Source organism: Staphylococcus sp. HGB0015 (genome assembly GCF_000411275.1).
Classification (GTDB): Bacteria; Bacillota; Bacilli; order Staphylococcales; family Staphylococcaceae; genus Staphylococcus; species Staphylococcus schleiferi.
Genome location: NZ_KE150417.1, coordinates 263,537 through 286,985, shown reverse-complemented (window position 1 = coordinate 286,985; position 23,449 = coordinate 263,537). Strand labels below are relative to the sequence as shown.

At 36.5% G+C, this 23,449-nt stretch carries 21 protein-coding genes; 2 read left to right on the top strand and 19 right to left on the bottom strand.

From position 1 onward, the window contains the following. Nucleotides 1-28: 28 nt before the first annotated feature. The 3 genes from HMPREF1208_RS01350 to HMPREF1208_RS01340 form a co-directional block, all read right to left on the bottom strand. Complete coding sequence (locus HMPREF1208_RS01350) at nt 29-1,219, bottom strand: phosphoglycerate kinase (protein ID WP_016424541.1); 1,191 nt, start codon at nt 1,217-1,219, stop codon at nt 29-31. Nucleotides 1,220-1,351: 132 nt separating this feature from the next. Beyond that, a complete protein-coding gene (gene gap, locus HMPREF1208_RS01345; protein WP_016424540.1) occupies nt 1,352-2,359 on the bottom strand; it encodes a type I glyceraldehyde-3-phosphate dehydrogenase in 1,008 nt (335 codons plus the stop codon). Between the two features lie 76 nt (nt 2,360-2,435). After that, nucleotides 2,436-3,449 (bottom strand): sugar-binding transcriptional regulator, encoded by a 1,014-nt coding sequence (locus HMPREF1208_RS01340; protein WP_371665245.1) that lies wholly within the window; start codon nt 3,447-3,449, stop codon nt 2,436-2,438. 311 nt (nt 3,450-3,760) lie between these two features. Here HMPREF1208_RS01340 and HMPREF1208_RS01335 point away from each other — a divergent pair, with 311 nt between their 5' ends. Beyond that, on the top strand, nt 3,761-3,982 hold the full coding sequence (locus HMPREF1208_RS01335; RefSeq protein ID WP_016424538.1) for a hypothetical protein: 222 nt from the start codon (nt 3,761-3,763) through the stop codon (nt 3,980-3,982). A gap of 235 nt (nt 3,983-4,217) precedes the next feature. Here the strand turns inward: HMPREF1208_RS01335 and HMPREF1208_RS01330 are convergent, their stop codons facing one another. Next, nucleotides 4,218-4,901 carry a DUF4887 domain-containing protein gene (locus HMPREF1208_RS01330; RefSeq protein ID WP_016424537.1) on the bottom strand — a complete coding sequence of 228 codons (684 nt, stop codon included), beginning with the start codon at nt 4,899-4,901 and terminating at the stop codon, nt 4,218-4,220. A 666-nt stretch (nt 4,902-5,567) separates the two neighbouring features. On the opposite strand from HMPREF1208_RS01330, the gene HMPREF1208_RS01325 reads away from it, so the two are divergent. After that, a complete protein-coding gene (locus HMPREF1208_RS01325) occupies nt 5,568-6,470 on the top strand; it encodes a TIGR01777 family oxidoreductase (protein ID WP_016424536.1) in 903 nt (300 codons plus the stop codon). A 148-nt stretch (nt 6,471-6,618) separates the two neighbouring features. Here HMPREF1208_RS01325 and HMPREF1208_RS01320 read toward each other — a convergent pair whose 3' ends face one another. The 15 genes from HMPREF1208_RS01320 to HMPREF1208_RS01245 all read right to left on the bottom strand — a co-directional run bounded on the left by HMPREF1208_RS01320 (nt 6,619) and on the right by HMPREF1208_RS01245 (nt 23,135). Beyond that, nucleotides 6,619-7,107 carry a GNAT family N-acetyltransferase gene (locus HMPREF1208_RS01320; protein ID WP_016424535.1) on the bottom strand — a complete coding sequence of 163 codons (489 nt, stop codon included), beginning with the start codon at nt 7,105-7,107 and terminating at the stop codon, nt 6,619-6,621. Between the two features lie 163 nt (nt 7,108-7,270). Beyond that, on the bottom strand, nt 7,271-7,852 hold the full coding sequence (gene clpP, locus HMPREF1208_RS01315; RefSeq protein ID WP_016424534.1) for an ATP-dependent Clp endopeptidase proteolytic subunit ClpP: 582 nt from the start codon (nt 7,850-7,852) through the stop codon (nt 7,271-7,273). A gap of 513 nt (nt 7,853-8,365) precedes the next feature. After that, nucleotides 8,366-9,310: a DNA-binding protein WhiA gene (gene whiA / locus HMPREF1208_RS01305; RefSeq protein WP_016424533.1), complete on the bottom strand. Its 945-nt coding sequence runs from the start codon at nt 9,308-9,310 to the stop codon at nt 8,366-8,368. Between the two features lie 46 nt (nt 9,311-9,356). Next, the gene (locus HMPREF1208_RS01300; protein ID WP_016424532.1) at nt 9,357-10,352 is read right to left on the bottom strand and encodes a gluconeogenesis factor YvcK family protein; all 996 of its coding nucleotides are present in this window, start codon (nt 10,350-10,352) and stop codon (nt 9,357-9,359) included. Nucleotide 10,353: 1 nt separating this feature from the next. Beyond that, nucleotides 10,354-11,262, bottom strand: coding sequence for an RNase adapter RapZ (gene rapZ, locus HMPREF1208_RS01295; protein WP_016424531.1), 909 nt, complete (start codon nt 11,260-11,262; stop codon nt 10,354-10,356). Nucleotides 11,263-11,638: 376 nt separating this feature from the next. Then, on the bottom strand, nt 11,639-12,577 hold the full coding sequence (gene trxB / locus HMPREF1208_RS01290) for a thioredoxin-disulfide reductase (RefSeq protein ID WP_016424530.1): 939 nt from the start codon (nt 12,575-12,577) through the stop codon (nt 11,639-11,641). Nucleotides 12,578-12,640: 63 nt separating this feature from the next. Beyond that, complete coding sequence (locus tag HMPREF1208_RS01285) at nt 12,641-14,080, bottom strand: tetratricopeptide repeat protein (protein ID WP_016424529.1); 1,440 nt, start codon at nt 14,078-14,080, stop codon at nt 12,641-12,643. Nucleotides 14,081-14,097: 17 nt separating this feature from the next. Then, nucleotides 14,098-14,580 carry an acyltransferase gene (locus tag HMPREF1208_RS01280; protein ID WP_016424528.1) on the bottom strand — a complete coding sequence of 161 codons (483 nt, stop codon included), beginning with the start codon at nt 14,578-14,580 and terminating at the stop codon, nt 14,098-14,100. After that, on the bottom strand, nt 14,581-15,417 hold the full coding sequence (gene lgt / locus HMPREF1208_RS01275; protein ID WP_016424527.1) for a prolipoprotein diacylglyceryl transferase: 837 nt from the start codon (nt 15,415-15,417) through the stop codon (nt 14,581-14,583). After that, nucleotides 15,417-16,358 carry an HPr(Ser) kinase/phosphatase gene (gene hprK, locus HMPREF1208_RS01270; protein ID WP_016424526.1) on the bottom strand — a complete coding sequence of 314 codons (942 nt, stop codon included), beginning with the start codon at nt 16,356-16,358 and terminating at the stop codon, nt 15,417-15,419. The genes lgt and hprK overlap by 1 nt, the downstream gene beginning before the upstream one ends. A gap of 448 nt (nt 16,359-16,806) precedes the next feature. Beyond that, the gene (locus tag HMPREF1208_RS01265; RefSeq protein WP_016424525.1) at nt 16,807-17,181 is read right to left on the bottom strand and encodes an SHOCT-like domain-containing protein; all 375 of its coding nucleotides are present in this window, start codon (nt 17,179-17,181) and stop codon (nt 16,807-16,809) included. Nucleotides 17,182-17,184: 3 nt separating this feature from the next. Further along, entirely contained in the window at nt 17,185-20,028 is a 2,844-nt protein-coding gene (gene uvrA, locus HMPREF1208_RS01260) for an excinuclease ABC subunit UvrA (RefSeq protein WP_016424524.1), read from the bottom strand. Nucleotides 20,029-20,033: 5 nt separating this feature from the next. After that, entirely contained in the window at nt 20,034-22,016 is a 1,983-nt protein-coding gene (gene uvrB, locus HMPREF1208_RS01255) for an excinuclease ABC subunit UvrB (protein WP_016424523.1), read from the bottom strand. A 226-nt stretch (nt 22,017-22,242) separates the two neighbouring features. After that, complete coding sequence (locus HMPREF1208_RS01250) at nt 22,243-22,488, bottom strand: CsbA family protein (protein WP_037559196.1); 246 nt, start codon at nt 22,486-22,488, stop codon at nt 22,243-22,245. A gap of 5 nt (nt 22,489-22,493) precedes the next feature. Continuing rightward, entirely contained in the window at nt 22,494-23,135 is a 642-nt protein-coding gene (locus tag HMPREF1208_RS01245) for a YfbR-like 5'-deoxynucleotidase (RefSeq protein WP_016424521.1), read from the bottom strand. Nucleotides 23,136-23,449 lie beyond the last annotated feature (314 nt).

The following is a 23,449-nucleotide window of genomic DNA, read 5'->3' as shown; positions in this document are numbered from 1 at the left end:
GTTTGCTTTCTATATTCACGCTTTAAAATTATTTATTCGCAATTGCTTTAATACCAGGTAATTCTTTACCTTCTAAATATTCTAATGACGCACCGCCACCAGTTGAAATGTGTGTAAAGTCTTCTTCAAAACCAAGTTGCATAGCTGCAGCAGCTGAATCGCCACCACCAATTATTGTTGTTGCATCTTTAAGTTCTGCAATCGCTTCACATACACCAATTGTACCTTTAGCAAAGTTACTAAATTCAAAAACACCCATTGGGCCGTTCCATACAACTGTATGTGCACCTTCAAGTTGTTTTTTGAATAACTCAACAGTTTTTGGTCCGATGTCCATTGCTTCTTGATCAGTAGGGATTTCATCGATAGATACAGTTGTAATTTGTGCATCGTTAGAAAATTCTTTTGCCACTTTACCGTCAATTGGTAATACGATTTGGTCCCCTGCACGGTCTAATAAATCTTTGGCAAAATCAATTTTATCTGCTTCAAGTAGTGAAAGACCGATTTCTTTACCTTGTGCTTTTAAGAAAGTGTACGCCATTCCGCCACCGATTAACACTTTATCTGCTATTTTTAATAAGTTTTCAATGACGCCAATTTTATCAGATACTTTAGCGCCACCTAAAATCGCAACAACAGGTTTTTCAGGATTTTCAACAACGCCACCAATGAATTTGATTTCTTTTTCCATTAAGAAACCTGCAACAGCTTCAAGGTGTGTTGAGATTCCTACGTTAGAAGCGTGTTCACGGTGTGCTGTACCGAAAGCATCGTTGACGAAAATGTCACCTAAAGATGCCCAGTATTTACCAAGTTCAGGATCATTTTTAGATTCTTTTTTACCATCTACATCTTCAAAACGTGTGTTTTCAAACATTAAAACTTCGCCTTCGTTTAATGCTTTAATGGCAGATTCTAATTTTTCTCCACGTGTTTCTGGAATAAACTGAACCTCTTTGTTTAGTTTTTCTGATAAACGTTTCGCAACCGGTGCTAATGAGAGTTTCTCTTTATCACTTTCTTCTTTGACTTTACCTAAATGTGAGAAAACAACAACTTTCCCACCTTGTTCAATGATATATTTTAATGTTGGTAATGCCTGAACAATTCGGTTGTCGTTCGTAATTTCGCCGTCTTTCATTGGAACATTGAAATCTGCACGCACAAGTACAACTTTACCTTTTAACTCAACATCTGTTACATCCTTTTTTGCCATCGAGAATCCTCCTCATAAAAAGTCATGAATTTTAAAATAAGCGGAGAAGCGTTTGTGCTCCTCCGCTTACTACAAGCTACAAAATAGTTCGAAGCACATATAGTCGTACTTACAATCCTATTTTAATCTATTTTATTTAGCGTGGCTTGCTAAATGTTCTAAAGTACGAACAAGTTGAGCAGTATATGACATTTCGTTGTCGTACCAAGAAGCAACTTTAACTAATTGACGGTCGCCAACAGTCATTACACGAGTTTGAGTTGCATCGAATAATGCACCGTAAGTCATACCTAAAACGTCTGAAGAAACAATTTCGTCTTCAGTGTAACCGAATGATTCGTTAGTTGCTGCTTTCATTACTTTGTTTACTTCTTCAACAGTCACTTCTTTATCTAAAACAACTGTTAATTCTGTTAATGAACCAGTTGCAACTGGAACACGTTGTGCACCACCGTCTAATTTACCGGCAATTTCTGGAATAACTAAACCGATTGCTTTTGCTGCACCTGTAGAGTTAGGGATAATGTTTTCAGCAGCAGCACGCGCACGACGTTTGTCACCTTTTCTGTGAGGTGCATCTTGTGTATTTTGGTCACCAGTATATGCGTGAATTGTAGTCATTAAACCTTCAACAATACCGAATTCGTCGTGTAAAGTTTTTGCAACAGGTGCTAATGAGTTTGTAGTACATGATGCACCTGAAACAACTGTTTCAGAACCATCTAAATCGTCGTGGTTAACATTATATACGATTGTTTTAAGATCACCTTTAGCCGGTGCTGAGATTAATACTTTTTTAGCGCCTGCTTGAATGTGTGCTTCAGCTTTTTCTTTATCTGTGAAGAAACCAGTACATTCTAATACTACGTCTACACCAAGGTCACCCCAAGGTAATTTAGCAGGTTCTGGTTCAGAGAATGATTTCACTTCTTTACCATTCACACGGAAACCACCATCAATTACTTCCACTTCTTCAGTAAAACGTCCTTGCATTGTGTCATATTTCAATAAATGTGCAAGCATATCGTCATCTGTTAAATCGTTTACAGCTACGACCTCAATGTTTTCTACATCTTGAATTCTTCTAAATGCTAAACGACCTATTCTACCAAATCCGTTAATTGCTACTTTTACTGCCATGTTAATGGCCTCCTTTAATGATATTTAAAAAGTGGATCAATTCAAAATTAAACAAATCACGCACTTTTTATTATAACTAAATTGTTTCACTCGTAATGACTTTTGCCGCAGCTTCATCTGTAATTAAAACAGTATTGGGAGAAGCGATTTTAAGGTATGCCTTAATTGCAAGACCTTTCGACGCACCACCCGCTACAGCAAAAATGTGTGCTTTTGATTGAGCTTCTTCTAACTGAATTCCAATCGTTTTAACCTTGTGAATGATGTTACCTTGTTGATCAAAATAGTATCCTAACGATTCACCGACAGCATGATGATGTTGAAGCTTTTCGATGACTTCTAATGGCGATTGTCTTCGTTTCGCCATTTTCAGCGCATCACCAATACCATGAATAGTGAATTGAGACTCTCTAATTTTATCCAATGTCTGGATAACAGAAGGTTCTTGCATCAAATTTTGATAAGTCAACTCACTCACTTGCTCAGGGACGTATAGTGTAGTGTAGTCGCCCCCGGTTCTCTGTGCCATTCTAGAACAAATTGTGTTGGCTTGAAAAACAACATTTTGACCTAAGCCACCGCGTGCTGGAACAAACAAAACATGGAAGGGAAGTTTCGACATCGCATCACTAACTGATGCCATAGTTGAACCACCCGTTACTGAAACAATTGCACGATCGTACAATTGCTTTTCAAGCAGTTGCCCAGCAATTCGACCAAGTTCTACCTTTACAGCAGAATCTGTATCGCTGTTCCCCGGAATGACATGAACTTCATTGATATCGTATTGACCTTTAATCGTTTGAGCAAGGCGATGATAATCAGAATAATGATTGAAATAAGCATTCAACTGTGTGACTACATCCTTACCTTCTACTGTCAACGCCATACCTGTGGGTTTGACAGAAATTAACTCTTGATGTTTAAGTAAATCTGTTTCTGAACGTAAAACACGTTCTGTCAAATTCAACATCTCACTCAAAGTTCGTCGTCCTACAGGTTGATATTTCTGAATCGTTGCTAAAATAGAGAACCTTCGATACATTTTGTCTATCAAGTCAGGCACAATTTTTTGTTGCACTTGAATCATACGTTCCAAGGTAAATGCCCCCTTAATAGTCAATTAGATGGTCAACTTTGAGCCACGCTTTGACATTTATAGTCCCAAGCACTGTAAAAAAATATATCTTGTTGTTTACAAACCCATCATACTACTGAAAAAGATAAAATGCAAGTCATAAACCATCCCAATTCAATAAAAGGTTGGACGAATAACGACCAACAATAATCTCATATGACTTCCATTTCATTTATAGCACGTTACACCATTTTTAAACATCATTATCTATTTTATTGCAAGACGTTAAGTTATTTCATATATTTACATAAAGAGGTGATTCTATGTCAAGAGATTCCGAACAGCCCGAGGTTATAGACCCTTCAGATCCACGCTATCGTCGCCCCGAAGATATACAACGCGGTTTAAACGAAAATAGATATGAAGGTGGAAATTATACCTATACGCGTTACTATGGGTGTACGCCTGTAGGCTGCTTGCCAGGTTGTTTATTTTCCATTTTTTTATCAATACTTTTAACATTATTACTCAATTTACTTTTTTAATATGAACAAGAAGAAATAAGTCGAAATGCGCATTTTATACTTCTAGTCAACATCCATATCAAGTGATTAGAAATAATAAAGTTGCAAAATAAAAAGCATAGCCACACGCTTTATGCGTTGAGTTGACTATGCCTTTTCTTTATCTTATTCATATAGTAACCGCGCAACACGATACGGTTCAAAATCTTCCGTTCTTCGTTTACTTTGCGTTTCAAAGTGTATTTCTTAAGCCATTTTAATGTTGATTACTTTTATCTTCTGACGGTTTTTGATTTTGGCCTTGGTTTTGGTTTTGATTTTGTTGAGGTCGTTGTTGAGAATGACCATTAGGTTGTTGTGTTGAAGGTTCCTTTTTAGGCTCCTGTGTTGAAGATGGTGGCGTTTTAGGTTCGTTTGAAGATGGTTCATTCGTCTTCGGTTCCGACGATTTTGGTTCTGAACTATCTGGTTTTTCATTCGTCTTCGGTTCTTTTTTAGGTTCCTCAGTCTTCGGCTCTTCTTTCTTAGGTTTTTCTGTTTTCGGCTCTGTTGATTTAGGTTTTTGCTGCTGATTACGTTGGTTTTGTAACTCTGCTTGACGTTCCGCTTCAATCGATTGTTGACGCGCCGCTTCTAAAGATCTTTCTTGCTCCGCTTGTTCTTTTTCAATACTTTTTTCTTTTTCTCTCTTTTCTTGCGCTTTTTTCTCTTTTTCTTTTTTAATTTCAGCATCACGCTTTTCTTTTTGTTCCTCAATAGACTTCTCTTTTAATCGCTCACTACTTCGGTGTGATTGATCGACGAATGAAAAGATTGCAAACACTAATCCTGCTAGCAATAATAATACGACAATAATACTGATAATCGCTAAACCTCGTTTTTTCTTTTTCCCGTTTTCAGCATATTTTGGTCCTTGTCCACTTCTTTTTGGTGCTGACATGATTTTCCCTCTCTTTATTAAGATCTCAATCTATTTAGTTTAAGCTATATTTATTTTTAAACTTACGTCTTGTCTGCCTTGTGATATTACAATTATACAATATTAGAAAGTTGACGACTATGTGACTTTTAAATTAATAACATTCAATATAAATCATATCACTCAAAACGACAAGGCACCAATTATCGAAATCTCCTAAATCAAAACCATGATCCATCTCACTCACCTTTTATGAAACAACACTACCCAAAACTATGATTCATTACTATTGTAACGAAATGGGGCATATTAAGTCCAAATTGCTATTGAATCTAAAAAACTTCCATGCCTCATCTGCTGATACTACTTTCAAGGTGAAGTTTAAAAATAATCATAATGAGGAAATGATTAACTATTACACCATTAATCATCTAAACATAAACGAAGATAATAAAAAGAGGTCTGAATGCTGCATCATTCAGGCCTCAACTAAAGGGAGTCAAAAATTACCTTCGTCGTATATATTATGGGGTATACTGAATTTAATTAAGAGATGTATTAATTATCGAAGGTACTTCTATTATAACGCACTTTGTGAATTAATAAACACACTTTAATGCATTTAAAGTGAAAAGTTAATGTCTGTTCTATGACAATAATATGAACAAGTCAAAAGGAGTGGTTTAAGTGACGAATTATTTAATAACTGGTGGCACAGGTATGGTTGGTACAGCACTAGTTGAAGACATTTCACAACGACCTGATTCAATGATTTACATCCTTACACGTAGCGATCGAAGTTCAAAATCTTCGCGTATTCAATATATAAATTGGAATCAAACGGGTTGGGAACAAAAAGTCCCCGACATTGATATCGTTATTAACTTAGCAGGCGCGACGTTAAATAAAAGATGGACAAAGACGCATCAACAACTTATGATGACAAGCCGAATACAATCCACGCGCGCACTATATGACTTATTTAAAACACGCAAGCAAAAGCCGAGTGTGCTTTTCAACGCAAGTGCGATGGGATATTATCCACCATCTCATACTGCAACGTATACGGAAGACTTTCGTACAACACCACATGATCTTTTATCCGAAATCGTTTATCAATGGGAAAAGCAGGCTTCACTATTTGAATCACTAGGTACACGTGTGATTTTAGGCCGATTTGGCCTCATCCTCTCTCAAAATGGTGGCGCTCTGCCTATGATCGAAAAACCTTATCGTTTCTTTGTAGGAGGGCGTATCGGTAGTGGTCATCAATGGTATTCATGGATTCATCTTGAAGATTTAAAACGCGCAATTCTATTCTTGATTGATCATAAAACAGCTTCCGGTGTGTACAACCTTGCTGCACCTGCGCCTGAAACGCAAAATCAGTTTGGGAAAATACTTGGAAATACGTTGCATCGCCCCCACTACACATGGATGCCAGCTACACTTATGCGACTAGTTCTAGGGAAAATGTCAACATTGGTACTTGATACACAATTCATCGTCCCTCAAAAACTCAATCAGCTCCACTTTACATTTAATTATCCAACGCTTTCACTTGCACTTAATGACATCTATAGCCATTAAGTGAACTGACCCGTGTTGAATGCTAAAAGTGCTCCGATGATATCATTTCTAGTGATATAATCAATCAGAATTGACACGTTGAAACACCATACATGTCAGTTCTGATTTTTAATGTTATCGCTAATTAAATCGCGCACATAAAGACACTTTATTTTAATTGTATCTGATAAAACGCAAGATTAAGCCATTGTTCAAATTTATATCCAACTTTCTCTAACGTTCCCATATGTCGAAATCCAAATTTTTCATGTAACAGTTTACTTTGTATGTTTTGATCATCAATACCTGCCACCATCGTTTGAAACTGTTTTTCACGGGCATCTTGAATTAATATTTCTAATAATTGAGAAGCAATGCCTTGTCTTCTCGCATTAGGACTGACGTATAAAGAATGTTCGATCGTAAATTGGTAAGCGGGCCAATTTCTAAATTGACCATACGTAGCAAAGCCTAAGACCTCCCCATTCCGTTCGTATACAAATACAGGTTGTTGTAATTGTTGTTTCGTTTGAAACCATTTTTCACGTTCTTCTAATGTTACTGTTTCATATGTATAGACAGCAGTCGTATGCTTAATCGCATGATTGTAGATTTCTTGAATTTGAGTCAGATCATTCACTTGTGCCTGTCTTATCACGTCTTTTCTCCCCTTTTCCCTCATTTAAATAAAGCCTATTTATTTTTTCATTAAAAAAGAGTGGCGCATAAATCTAAAATACGCTTTCAGATTTCATTGCTCCACTCATTACATATTAAGATGAGATAGGTTCATCATCTTATAAATAACAGAAACTTCTCTATTATTCTGGTTGCATTACTTCATCAATTAAGCCATAAGCTTTAGCTTCTTCAGCAGTTAAGAAGTTATCACGATCAGTGTCTTTCTCGATTTTTTCAATATCTTGGCCTGTACGTTCAGCTAAGATTTTATTTAATTTTGCGCGTGTTTTTAAAATGTGGTTCGCAGCAATTTCGATTTCAGTTGCTTGACCTTGCGCCCCACCAAGTGGTTGGTGAATCATCACTTCAGCATTAGGTAACGCGTAACGTTTTCCTTTAGCTCCTGCTGCAAGTAAGAATGAGCCCATTGAAGCAGCCATACCAATACAAATTGTTTGTACATCTGGTTTGATATGTTGGATTGTATCATAAATCGCAAATCCAGCTGTTACACTACCACCAGGAGAGTTGATATAGAGGTAAATATCTTTTTCTGCATCTTGTGCTTGTAAAAATAAAAGTTGTGATACGATTGAGTTTGCTACATTATCGTCAATAGCAGACCCTAACATAATAATACGGTCTTTTAATAAACGTGAATAAATGTCATATGCACGTTCCCCGCGATTTGTCGTTTCAATTACTGTAGGAATTAAATTCATAGATTATTTCCTCCTAATTTCTTTGATTTGATTTTATTCTAACCTAAAAGTCAAACATGGTCAAAAATTACGCTTTTAACTTTCACTATTTTAAGAGTTGACCCCTACAATGCATGAAGGTAAAATGATGAGTGTACGTTTCAATTTACCCCTCGTAGTGTAATGGATAACACTTAAGATTCCGGTTCTTACAATAGAGGTTCGATTCCTCTCGAGGGGGCTATCTTACTTTTTAAAATCAAGGCCCCCTAACGATGGGGTTCTTTTTATTTTACTCGTTAATCATATACCATATTATATTGAACTTCAGTGATTTAAAACGATGTCATTTCTTACGAAGTTTTATTATACAAAGAAAGCGCTCAGACGATTTTCTAGTAAAAGTCTCTGAGCACCATTTTTTTGAATTGATGTCTAAGCCCATATCGCGCATACTTTACGAAATGCACTATCAAATAGCATTGAAATATAACATAAAAAACAGGTTATCCAGACTGATTAATTGCCTACTTTTTACACTTCAAATCGTTCTCCGCTTCTGATTTTATCCGCCATTTCGTTTAACTTTCTTAAACGATGATTGATGCCCGATTTCGAAATGGTTCCCGTACTGACCATTTCACCTAATTCTTTCAATGAGACATCTTGATGTTCAATTCTTAATTTTGCCACTTCTCTCAGTCGATCCGGCAAATTATCTATCCCAATTTCTTCATCTATCAGTTGAATACTTTCAACTTGCTTCATAGCTGCACTGACCGTTTTATTTAAATTCGCTGTCTCACAATTTACCAGTCGATTTACAGAGTTTCGCATGTCTCTGACTATTCTAACGTCTTCAAATTTGAGCAATGCTTGGTAACCACCGATTAAACTTAAAAATTCTGCTATACGTTCCGCTTCTTTAAGATACGTAATCCAACCTTTTTTACGCTCCAAACTTTTCGCATTGAGCTCGTATGTATTCATCAATTGCGTAAGTCCTTCAGAGTGACCCTCATACAGAGAAAATATTTCTAGATGATATGATGAAGTTTCTGGGTTATTAACTGAACCTCCTGCGAGAAATGCGCCGCGTAAATAACTTCTTCTCATTTCGTCATCTTTAACCATAGTTGGATCGATATCATGGCTAAACATTCCATTTTTAAGTATTCCTAACTCGTCTAAAATCTCTTTTGCTTTCATTTTTATTCGACATATATAAATGTTATTTTTCTTTAATTTCATCTTTTTACGTACTAATATTTCGACTTCAACCTGAAAAACAAGTTTTATTAGTGTATAGATACGTCTTGCAGTTGTGGCATTTTCAGTTTGAATATTAATGACAAACTGTTGATGCGATAGGCTTAAGGCCCCGTTCATACGAATTAAAGCACTGAGCTCTGCCTTAGCGTTATCTTTATCAACTTCAATCCTTGTCAGCTCATTTTTCATTTCTGATGCAAAGCTCATAATGAATCGTTTCCTTTCTATTTATCAAGAATCAATATGGCTAAAGTTATGATTTGAATTGATCAGGGTCAAATTGAATTGTACTAATTTCTTGTAATGCAATTTCATAAATCATCTCTGCCAATATTTCTGTTCGATGTCTCACGTATTCGTGCTCTGTAATTTCAGCGAGATGCTCTCCTGTTACAAGTTGAACACCTTGTTCCTTTAATACCTCTTCATCACAATAAACAGGTTTAGCACCTTTGTCTTCATACTTTTGAAGTATTTCTTGTGAGAATGGTAATTGATTCGCAATCACAAAATCAATGACATTTGCACCCAGTTGTTGATGAATGGCACGAATATGATCTGTAACTGTATATTCATCTGTCTCTCCAGGCTGGGTCATTATGTTTGAAACATATAATTTTTTAGCATCACTTTCGACAATAGCTTCGGCAATGCCATTGACACAAAGGTTAGAAATCACACTCGTATAAAGAGAACCAGGCCCTAAAACGATTAAGTCTGCTTCTCTTAGTGCTGCAACAGCTTCATCCATCGGTTTCACATCAGCCGGCTCTAAAAAGACACGTTTAATTTTTTTATGTTTTCGAGGAATATTAGATTCACCCGTTACGATTTCTCCATCTTCCATCTCTGCGTTAAGCGCGACACTTGAATTTGTAGACGGTATGACGCGTCCTTTGATATTCAAGATTTTACTGAGCTCTTTTACCGCATGGCCAAAATCATTCGTAATATTGGTTAATGCGGCAATCAATAAGTTGCCAACAGAATGGCCGCTAATGATATCCTTTTCGAATCGATATTGGAACAGCTGTTCTAACAGCGGCTCGACATCACTCAATGCAACCAGTACGTTCCTTACATCACCCGGTGCTGGTATATCCATTTCGCTTCTGATTTTGCCTGTACTTCCGCCGTCATCTGCGACTGTTACAATCGCTGTAATATCTATTGGGAAGGATTTGAGACCCCTTGCCAAAACAGATAAGCCTGTCCCTCCGCCAATCAGCACTAATTTGAGTTGTTTCATTTTATTCGCCACTTTCTATATGTGCATCACGATGATGAACATATATGTTATAATCATACGTCTGCTTAAGTTCCTCAGCTAATCGTTGTGCTAATGCGACAGAACGGTGTTGTCCTCCTGTACAACCAATTGCAATAACAAGTTGTGATTTCCCTTCTTTTTTATATCCAGGAATCATGAATAATAAGAGATCCAATAATTTTTCATAAAATGTATTCGTCTCTTTCCATTTCATCACGTATTTATATACTTCTTCGTCCATACCTGTCAACGGACGGAGCTCCTCTACATAAAAAGGATTCGGTAAGAAGCGTACATCAAAAACCAAATCTGCATCTATTTGAATACCATGCTTGAAACCGAAACTTGTCACATTGATTGTAAATGTTGATTTATTCTCTTTATTAAAATTCTCGTATACTCTTTTTCTTAATGCTTTCGGTGTTAACTTTGTAGTATCTAAAGTATAATTGGCCAAACTTCTCACTTCGGCAAGTAAATTACGTTCTTCATTTATCGCTGCAACTAGAGTTAAATCGCCCTGCTCTTGAAGCGGATGCTTACGGCGTGTTTCTTTATAACGAGAAATTAATTTTTCCGTTTCAGCATCTACAAACAGTACATCTACGATTACATTTTTTCTACTTTGCACAGCATCTATTTCACGCACTAAGTATTTAAAAAATTCTCGTCCTCTTAGGTCGATACCAATCGCTACTTTTTGTAACGAAGGGTTGCCTTGCTCCATTAATTCTACAAACTTAGGCAATAAAATAGGTGGAAGATTATCGACACAAAAATAGCCTAAATCTTCTAAACTCTGAATAACGACAGATTTTCCAGCGCCTGAAAGTCCTGTAATGACGAGTAATTCACTTTTAACGATTTCATTGTTTTCTTCATGTTGCATTGTTGACCACCATCCCTTAAGATTCTCTTTTAGTGTACATGAAAATCCTTCAAAGTCATAGACAGAAAGCTAAAATTTAACACTTTTCATAACCGTATGTATTGATGATGATGTAACAATGATAGTCTCTACCAATATACTTTAACAACTCGGCTAGCACTCATTTTCTGATCATCTTGTCATAACAAAGCACTATTTTCATAAGCATAAAAAACAATGATAAATAAAAAGAGTGGGACTTGGAAACTCGTTGTTACGTTAGATTCCATTGTCCCACCTGTATAGGGTGTCGTTTATTTAATATATGAACACGCAAAATATAGCGTATTCGAACAGATTAACTTCAATCTTATAAAACGATTACTTAAAATCGTGATTAAGCTTCATCGTGCAAGCTTTCGATATACGCTTGAACACTTTCTGCTGCGATACTACCATCACTTGTTGCTGTTACGATTTGACGTAATCCTTTTTCACGAACATCTCCAGCTACATAAATCCCTTTAACAGCTGTGCTCATGTCTGGATTTGCGACAATATAGCCTACTTCATTTGTAATGCCTAAGTTTTCAAACGGTTGTGTAAGAGGTTTCATGCCGATATAGACAAATAAGCCATCCGCATCCACTGTTTGTTCAGTGCCATCAACTGTTGAAACTAACGTCAATGAACCTACTTTACCATCTTTTTCGTTAACTGATTTAAGTGTATGGTTCCAAATAAAATCAATTTTTTCGTTTTTGAACGCACGATCTTGTAATATTTTTTGTGCTCTTAATTGATCTCTACGGTGAACAATAGTCACTTTATCTGCAAATTTTGTTAGATAAGTTCCTTCTTCAACAGCAGAGTCTCCTCCACCTACAACGTAGACATTTTTATTTTTAAAGAAGGCGCCGTCACATACAGCACAGTAACTCACACCACGGCCACCAAGTTGTTCTTCTCCAGGTACACCAATTTTTTTGTATTCTGCACCTGTTGCAATAATCACAGCAGTTGCCTCGATTTCGCTTGTGCCGAGATCGATAACTTTGTAATCGCCTTTATCTTCGATGCCTTTAATATCACCATATTTGTATTCGGCACCAAATTTTTTAGAGTGATCGAACATTTTATTTGATAAATCCGGTCCTGAAATCATTTCAAAACCTGGGAAATTTTCAACTTCTTCAGTGTTCGCCATTTGTCCACCTGGCACACCGCGTTCAATCATAACTGTTTTTAAATTCGCACGTGAAGCATAAACCGCAGCTGTCATACCTGCTGGGCCTGCACCGATGATTGCAACATCATATCTTACTTGTTCTGACATGATTCGTTCCTCCTCTTAATTTCATCATAAAAATTTTACAACATTTAAATACGAGACTCAAACTTATATGCTCAACAACCAATTGAGCGCAATTTCAAACATTTCTGGACACACGTCAAATAGTTCAATGAGCTCTTGTCGATTTAATGATTGTGCACCAGCATTAAAATACAAATAGGTAACTGCCGCAACATATGCGTTTACTTCATCAACATCTATTTTTTCCACCGATAAACTATCTGCATAATTAATCCAACTTAAAAATAATGCATCATCACCTTTAGTTTTAGGGAGGTGATAAAGCTTTTCCATTCCTTTGTGTATAAAATGTAACTTTGTGAGCTGTAGGTTTTGTATTAAATAGGAAAGATAGAGTTTCTCATAATCGCCTAGTGTTTCTAATATATCCCATACATCTTTCGTCATTAAAACCTCTTTACCATTTAATTGATTCAATAAAAAGAGCCCATAAAGACGTTCATGCTGATCCTCACTGGTTAATAGTGGTTCAATATGACGGTTAAAGTACTGTCTACTTTCATCCACGACCCAAGGTGGAAAACCAGGATTCGCTTTAAGAAATTGTGTCAATGCTTGCCAAAAATATTCACTTTGTTCAATATGACCCAGGTAATAATAATTATATGAAAGTGCATGAAAAAGCTGGAAAGTTTGAAATTTTCCTCTTCGGTGGAGGGGTAAGAGTAAATATTGTGATGCTTGATATTGCTTTAAATAACTTAACACGATTCCCAATTTAAAAGATTCTTCATCGTTAATTGGGACGACTTTATTGAGTAGTTTGAGGTAGTGATTAAACAGTGTTTGTTCATTCATATTATACAACAATAAAGTATAGTGACATAAAGCATGGACATCTGAAGCGTCTTCTTTCAAAAGCCGTTCAAACATTTCTTTTGCAATCGTGTTCTCGTTTAAATAGAGATAGCACATGGCAAGTAAATTTCGAATGAGGCGATTTTCTTGAATGACTTCATCTTGTCGTAGTAAGTACGCTCTGGCATCTAACAAGCGCCCTTGCCCAAACAAATATTGAAAAACGACTTGTGTTACAAACAATTGGCTTTCTAATTCAAGTTCATTTTCGCCAGTAAAAGAAACTTCAAACATACTCTCAAGTTCTTCGCGGTAGTCTTCATCTTCCGCGATAAACGCGTAGCTCAAACCAAATAAATAAGCTTTATTCGGTTCATTTAAATCAATGTTTAATTGACTAAGTTCATAATAAGAGGCCTCGAGTTCAGAGCCTTTACTGATTTCTTCGTAATAAATGGCTTCTGCCTTGCTTGGTGCATTTAATTTGATTAAGCAAGTCGCAAGTTGTTGCTTCGCCTCAAAATGATCGGGTGACAATTCTAACACTTTTTCTAAATAGCGCTGTGCTTTCACATAATCTTGCTGTTGCATTTTCTGTTGTGCCAAACGTTCATAAACAGAGACATCAGACCACAACTGTATAATATTATTCTTTTGTGTCATCATTGCCACCTCTCTTTCTCTTATTGTTCTTTTATTTGAATCGGTTTACCATAAGCAATGACATCATTGGGTATATCTTTTGAAACAACGCTGCCTGCACCGATTTTAGTACGCGCACCAATTTTAACACCAGGAAGAATTGTAACATTAGCTCCAATCATCGTATCGTCACCAATTTCAATCTCTCCTACTCTCAGTGCATCGGTCAAAAATTCATGTGTCAGTAGTGTTGTATTATAACCAATAATGACATTTTTGCCTATTTTTATTTTTTCAGGATAAAAAATATCAGGTGTCACTTTGAAAGCAATCGCCGTATATGGCCCGATTGTCATCTTCAAAATATGTCGATAGAGCCAGCGTTTGAATTTCAAACTCGGTACAAATCGCGCCAGTTCAATAATTAATGTATTTTTAAACAATTTTGTAAAACTTTGATAGTCATACATGTGCCAAAGCGCATTATGCGTTTTGGTCGGAATGACCGTTAAACGTCTTTTCATTTAACGTGACCCTTTCTTTTCCCAAGGCCAATTTAAAACACTTGCTTCTCGATACAACGGTGCTTTGGATTTAAATCGTCTCCATATAAACAGTGCTACACCAATCACAATAGCGATAATAGAGACAAGCTGTGCAATTCGAATCGTCTCAGTTAACATCAAGCTATCTGTTCGCAAGCCTTCGATATAGAAACGTCCAATTGAGTACCAAATTAAATACGTAAAAAATGTTTCGCCAATGCGAAGACGTCGACGTAAAAGAATTAGAATGATAAAACCAATCACATTCCATATGGATTCATATAAAAAAGTAGGGTGATAATAAATACCGTCGATTTTCATATTCTCAATTATGAATTGTGGTAAATGCAATTGTTCCAAAAAGGCGCGACTAACTGGCCCACCATGAGCCTCATGGTTCATGAAATTCCCCCAGCGTCCAATCCCTTGCGCCAATATAATGCTAGGTGCAACGATATCGCCGAGTTGTAAAGGATGCCAATCTTTGCGATAACAATAATACATTCCCATGGCAAACGCACCAATTAGGCCACCGTGGATCGCTATCCCTCCACGCCAAATCATAATAATCTCTGCGGGATTTTGTAAGTAATAATCCAAGTGGAATAAAACAAAATAGAGTCGTGCAGTAACGATAGCGACAACGACGCAGACAATTAAAATATTAATTAAATCGTCTTCTTTAAAGCCCACTTTTTGTGCACTTTTTTGTGCAAACCAATAACCAATTAATATTGCAGTTGCTATAATAATCCCATACCACTTGATTTGCAAACCACCTAGATCAATTGCTACAGGATTGATGTAACCAATCATCATTCTTTATCTCCTTTTTGATGTGTACTATTTTTTAATATTTCAGCATTTAAACGTTCATTAAATTCTTCTGCTGTATTAATGCCCATAATATTGAGTCGATAATTCATTGCAGCTACTTCAATAATGACAGCCACGTTTCTTCCTGGCCGAACTGGGACTGTTTTTTTAGTAATTTCCGTATCCAAAATTTTAAGCGTCTCGTGATTCAATCCAACGCGATCATATAATTTGTTTTGATCCCACGTTTCAAGATTGATATTCAGCCGTATGCGTTTTTGCGTCAAGATAGAACCTGCTCCAAAAAGCGTCATCACGTTAATAATTCCTAGCCCTCTTATTTCTAGTAAATGCTCAATAATTTTAGGCGGCTTACCAATCAATTCGTTTTTATTGATTTCCTTAATTTCTACATTATCATCTGCGACCAGACGATGACCGCGCTTCACAAGTTCTAAAGCCGTTTCACTTTTACCTATGCCTGAATCTCCAGTAATTAATACCCCAATCCCATACACGTCTACCAGTACACCATGTAATGCTGTAGAATTTGCTAATTCGTGCTCAAGATAAGACGTGAGACGTCCCATGACACGTGTCGTAGCTTCGTCCACATAAATGAGTGGTGTATCTAATGCTTTAGACGCTTCTAACAATTCCTCAGGCGCTTCAAGTCCTCTCGTGATAATAATTGCTGGTGTTTCTGGACGACAAAGTTTTCTCATCCGCCCCTGTCTATCCTCATCTGGCAATAAATTATAAAACGAAAGTTCTGTTGTACCTAATAGTTGAATTCGATTCGAAGCATAATGCGAGAAATAGCCTGCCATCTCTAAACCGGGTCTAGAGATATCTGTATTATGAATAGGTCGGTTTAAACCTGCTTCACCAGCTATCACTTTCAAATTAAATCGCTTTACTAAATCTTGAGTTGTTAACATGTCAGTCACCTCAGTATTCACTCTATCTCTCGTTAATCATCATATAGAAAGACGCAAAATAACAGTCTATTGCGAGACTAATCTCCACGCGCTTACTTAATCACACTTCTTTTTAACGCAGTCCTATCCGATGTACTGTGCCTATCGTGGTTAATTATGTCCTATATTATACATGAAATGCGAAAGAATGAGATGTATTTCATTATTAAAAAACTTTTACATTCATCTTAACTCGTTGTGTCTCATCCATTAAAAACGGTTCACTCTACTCAATGACCCTATTCATTTTAACATTTTTACTATTTAAGAAGGAACATCTACCACTAGACAGATAAAAAAGTCCTCAAAATTCATAAATCACATGAATTTTAGGGACTCATATAAGAACAATTTCTACACTATCATTTTAGTGCGAAATCACAATGATCATCTGTTAAATAAAGGGCATTTACTTTTCTTTATTCAATCTATCTGTCACTTCTTTTAATGTTTTTTCAAATTGTTTTAAAGGATCAATAGGGTGTGCTTCTTTATTTTGCTTTGCTTGTTCGCGCTGTTGATTGACATATTCAACGCCTTGACGTAGTGTTTCACTCACATTTTCAAATGTATCGCGGACAAAGTCTTCTACTGAAGATTTAAAATCGCTGTCTACATTTGTATCATCGGCTTTTGCTTCGGTTTTTTGAGTATCTGAATGGTTCGTTTGCGCTTGTGCTGTCGTTGTGTCTGTTGCCATTGCATCTAATAGTATTGCTGCTTCTTCTACTGAAATCTTTCCAGCTTGTAGTAATTCTAACACTTTGAATTTTGCTTCTTTCATTTACTAGCCCTCCTGTCGCGCTTTATCACGTGCCAATATTTCTTTCAAATATCGTCCAGTGTATGAAGTTGGATGTGCGGCAATCTCTTCAGGTGTTCCTGTTGCTAAGATTGTCCCGCCACCGTCACCACCTTCTGGCCCTAAGTCAATTAAATGGTCAGCAGTTTTAATGACATCAAGGTTATGTTCAATAATAACGACTGTATCACCATTGTCAACAAGTCGATTTAAAACTTTTAATAATCGGCTAATATCGTCAACATGTAAACCTGTTGTTGGCTCATCTAAAATATAAATTGAACGTCCAGTTGAACGTTTATGCAATTCAGATGCGAGTTTCACACGTTGTGCTTCACCACCCGATAGTGTTGTTGCTGGTTGACCCAACGTAATATAACCTAAACCTACATCCACAAGCGTCTGTAATTTACGTTTGATTTTAGGGATATTTTCAAAGAAATGGACTGCGTCTTCAACTGTCATCTCTAAAACATCAGAAATGTTTTTACCTTTATATGTGACTTCTAAAGTTTCGCGATTATAACGTTTCCCTCCACATACTTCACAAGGTACATAAACATCTGGTAAGAAATGCATTTCAATTTTGATAATACCGTCACCTTTACATGCTTCACAACGTCCGCCTTTCACATTAAAGCTAAAACGTCCTTTTTGATAACCTCGTACCTTTGCTTCGTTCGTTGAGGCAAAAACATCTCGTATATCATCAAAAACACCTGTATATGTGGCTGGATTAGATCTTGGCGTACGACCGATAGGTGACTGATCAATATCTATAATTTTATCAATCTCTTCTATACCTGTAATTTCATCATGTGCACCAGGTCTCACTTTTGATTTATTGATCGCTTTAGCAAGAGATTTATACAATACTTCATTAACAAGCGAACTTTTTCCAGAACCTGAAACCCCAGTTACCACATTCATCACTGACAACGGAAAATCAACATCTACACCTTTAAGGTTGTTACTTCTCGCGCCTTTCACTGAAATCTTACGGTCGGTTTTTTCTCGACGATGTTCAGGAACAGGAATAAACTTTTTACCACTCAAATATTGACCTGTCAGTGATTTTTTATCTCGCATCACCTGTTTAGGTGTACCACTAGAAACAACATGACCTCCATGATCACCTGCACCTGGTCCGATATCGACAAGATAGTCCGCTTCAATCATGGTATCTTCATCATGTTCGACAACAATTAATGTATTTCCTAAATCGCGCATTTCTTTTAGCGTATTGATGAGACGATCGTTATCACGCTGATGCAAACCAATCGAAGGTTCATCAAGTACATAAAGGACACCAGAAAGACGTGAACCGATTTGAGTTGCCAAACGGATACGTTGCGCTTCTCCTCCTGACAGTGTACCTGATGCACGATTCAACGTTAAATAATCCAAACCTACGTTATTCAAAAAGGATAAACGAGATGTAATCTCTTTTAAAATTAAACGCGCAATTTGGGCATCTTGATCTGATAATTCGATATTTTCATAGTAATCAAGCGCTTCTTTTATAGATTGTTCAACGACTTCACCAATATTTTTTCCAGCAACATAAACTGAAAGTGCTTCTCGACTTAATCTTTGTCCATGACACGTTTCACAAGGTTGTTCTGCCATATATTTTTGCATCATTTCACGGACATATTCTGAAGGCGATTCATGGTAACGGCGCTCAATATTCGGAATGACCCCTTCAAACGGCATCGTACGTGTACGCTGTTGTCCATTTTTCGATTGGAATGAGAAAGTAATTTCTTTATCTCCGGAACCATGCAAAATAATGCTTTTTTGTCGATCAGTTAATTTTTTATAAGGTTTATCCATATTGATTTTATAAACTTCACACACACGTTTTAATAACGTTGGATAAAAATCTGAACTCGTTGGCTCCCATGGGACAATCGCCCCTTCATTAAGGGATTTGTCTTTGTCAGGAACAACTAAATCAATATCAACGGTTAATTTAGTTCCTAAACCATCACAAGTCGGACATGCACCAAATGGACTGTTAAAACTGAACATTCTTGGCTCTAGCTCACCAATCGAAAAACCACATATTGGACATGCATGTTTTTCAGAAAACTCAAGTTGGTCTCCGTCAATGACATCGACAACAAGACGACCATCTGCAAGTTCTAATACGGTTTCAATTGAATCAGCCAGACGCGTTTCAATACCTGCTTTGACTACTAAACGATCGACAACAATTTCAATGGTGTGATTTTTATTTTTATCAAGTTCTGGCACTTGTGTCACGTCCATTATCTCGCCATCAACGCGGACACGCACATATCCCTTTTTACTAATATCATTCAATAATTTTTCGTGCGTTCCTTTACGATGATTAACGACAGGTGCCATTAATTGGATCTTTGTCCGTTCTTCTAACGCCATAATTCTATCCGTCATTTGTTGTACAGTCTGTGATTGTATCTCAATACCATGATTTGGACAATAAGGTTTGCCGATACGTGCATATAGCAAACGAATATAATCATAAATTTCAGTTACCGTAGCTACTGTAGAACGTGGATTTTTACTCGTTGTTTTTTGGTCTATTGATATTGCAGGTGACAAGCCTTCTATTGTATCCACATCAGGCTTGTCCATTTGACCTAAAAATTGACGTGCATATGCACTTAATGATTCGACGTATCGACGTTGCCCCTCAGCATAAATCGTATCAAAAGCCAATGAGGATTTACCTGATCCAGATAAACCCGTCATCACTATCAATTTTTGTTTAGGTAATTCAATATCAACATTTTTTAAATTATGGGCGCGTGCCCCTTTCACAACAATCGACGGTTCTTTCATGCTTTTCACCCTTCTGATTTTAATTCGAATAATAAATCTCTTAATTCTGTTGCTTTTTCGAAATCCAGTGCTTTTGCTGCTTCTTTCATTTCTTTTTCGACATTTTCTATCGTTTTTTGACGCTCTTTTTTCGTCATTTTCTTCGGCACTTCTGTACGTGCATCTTCATTTGTCTCATCAGATTCCACAGTCGCACTAATCACATCATGAATTTGCTTATTAATTGTTTGAGGCACTATGCCGTGCGCCTCATTGTAAGCCATTTGAATTTCACGACGTCGTTCGGTTTCATCGATTGCGACTTGCATAGAGTCAGTGATTTTATCCGCATACATGATAACTTCACCTTTGTCATTTCGGGCTGCACGACCAATCGTTTGAATAAGGGAACGTTCAGAACGTAAAAAGCCCTCTTTATCAGCATCTAAAATCACAACTAAAGAAACTTCTGGTATATCTAAACCTTCACGCAACAAGTTGATACCAATTAATACATCAAATGTTCCCATTCTTAAATCTCGAATGATTTCTATACGTTCAAGCGTTTTAATTTCTGAGTGGAGATAATTAACTTTGACACCTGCTTCTTTAAGATATGTGGTTAAGTCTTCACTCATTTTTTTCGTTAAGGTCGTAATTAAGACACGTTCATTACGCTCTGTGCGTTCTTGAATCTCACTTAACAGGTCGTCGATTTGGTTTTTCGTAGGTCGTACTTCAATTTTAGGATCTAGTAAGCCTGTTGGTCGAATAATTTGTTCCACCATTTCGTTAGTATGTTCAAGTTCGTAAGGTCCTGGTGTTGCTGAAACATATACGAGTTGCTTCGTTTTTTCTTCAAATTCTTCAAATTTCAAAGGTCTATTGTCTAACGCACTTGGTAAACGAAAACCATGCTCAACCAGTACCTTTTTACGTGCTTGGTCACCATTATACATACCCCGGATTTGTGGTAAAGTCACATGTGATTCATCAATCATCACTAACCAATCGTCACCGAAATAGTCTAGCAACGTATACGGCGTCGAACCTAAAGGTCTTAATGTTAAATGAACCGAGTAATTTTCGATCCCTGAAGTGAATCCCATTTCTCGCATCATTTCTAAATCATAATTTGTACGTTGTTCTAAACGTTGTGCCTCTAAAAGTTTGTTTTCACTTCTTAAATGTTCAAGTTGTGTTTCAAGTTCTTTTTCAATTCTTTCGATTGCAATTTTCATTTTTTCTTCACGTGTTACGAAGTGTGATGCAGGGAATAACGCAAAATGTTCTCGTTCTTTAAGAACTTCCCCAGTTAAATAATTAATCTCGCTAATTCGATCAATCTCATCACCAAAAAATTCAACCCGAATACATAATTCATCACGTGAAGCTGGGAAAATCTCAACAACGTCTCCACGCACTCTGAAAGTTCCCCGTTTAAAATCGATATCGTTACGTGTATACTGCACATCAACAAGCTTTCTCAATAAATCACTGCGATCCATTTCCATTCCGACACGAATACTTACTACCAAGTCACGATATTCATCCGGATTCCCTAAACCATAAATACAGCTTACACTTGCAATAATAATGACATCATCTCTCTCAAATAACGCACTTGTTGCAGAGTGACGCAGTTGATCAATTTCGTCATTAATAGATGCGTCTTTTTCTATAAATGTGTCAGTAGATGGAACATACGCCTCAGGTTGGTAATAATCATAATAACTCACAAAATACTCTACTCTGTTTTCAGGAAAGAAGGCTTTAAATTCACTGTAGAGTTGTCCTGCGAGCGTTTTATTGTGAGCAATAATTAATGTTGGTTTCCCTACTTCTTTTATCACATTACTCATTGTAAAGGTTTTACCTGTTCCAGTAGCCCCTAACAATGTTTGATGGCGCTTGCCTTCCTTAATCCCTTTCACAAGCGCCTCTATTGCTTTAGGTTGATCACCTTGTGGATCAAATTTTGAAGCAATTTTAAAATCATGATGCTCCATCCCTGTTCGCCTCCTATCAACTTAATACTCATATTTTAACAGAATACAATTAAAAAATACAAACATTTGTTCGTAACACGTGATTGTGCTTGCGCGATGTTTTAACATGTCAAAAAGGAGCGTATCTGATTGCCATGTCTTGCTTTTCAGATTCACTCCTGGTGAAAAATATTTATTTTTATAATCATTCTAAATATAACATTTGTAATGTAAATATTCTTAAATGTTATATTCCACTGTCATCATCATGCTCAGTCCGGTTTTTCTCTAAGTAATCCATAATGAGATATCCTGCTAGCAATGAGACAACATCTAAGAAAATAATCCATTCATTATGAAAGAAGCCTTTGTAGACTGAAGCCCCTATAACTACAAGAGTAATGAGAGTCCCTATCCATTTACTTCTCGTTACCGTACTGAAAAGAACAACAAGTACACATGGAAAAAATGCGGCTAATATATACCAGATCAATCCAATCACATCTTTCTTTTATTAAGGATATGCATTGTTGTTTCTCTTAATTCCGTTTTAGGGATAAATCTTTCTGTTAACATTTCAGGAATAATATGCTCTATGAAATCTTGAACTGAGTACAAATGATCAAATTGCATGATGGTTTCGAGACTCATTTCGTAAATTTCGAAAAATAGCGGTTCAGGATTTCTTTTTTGAATTTCTCCAAACGTTTCATACAGTAAGTCAATTTTATCAGCTACTGATAAAATTTGTCCTTCTAGAGAATCATCTTTCCCTTCCTGTAATCGACGTCGATATATATCTTGATACTTTTCTGGAATCTCTTCCTTAATAAAAGTATCAACCATTTCTTCCTCAACTTGTGAAAAGAGTTTTTTTAACTCACCGCTTGCATACTTGACAGGTGTTTTAATATCACCAGTAAAAACCTCTGCAAAGTCATGATTTAATGCCTTTTCGTATAAACTTTTCCAATCCACTGTTTTCCCATGATACTCTTCAACAGTGCCTAAATATTGGGCGATTTTTGTTACTTTAAATGAATGTGCCGCTACATTATGCTCAAAATACTTAAATTTTCCCGGTAAACGAATTAATTTTTCTAAATCTGATAATCTTTTAAAATATTGATGGACGCCCATAGCCAACCTCCTCTAAAATCAATTAAGCGCATGCAAGCTATTTGTTGATTATATTAACACATTTATATTGAATTTTTCACTTGTTTTTACAGCTTTCACTGATATTTAACAAAAATGAATACAATTTAAAATAATTCTTTACGCGAAGTCATAAAGTTTAAAAAACAAACGAGCCGACGCACCATCAATATCAGTTTTTTTAGCATTTAATGGCTGTACACTTTATATGGTGGTTATGTGTCTATAATAATTAAGTCGCAAACTTCCGATTGCTTCTTCGAGTCTCGCTTTCCCAGGCGCCTTACCTCAACTAA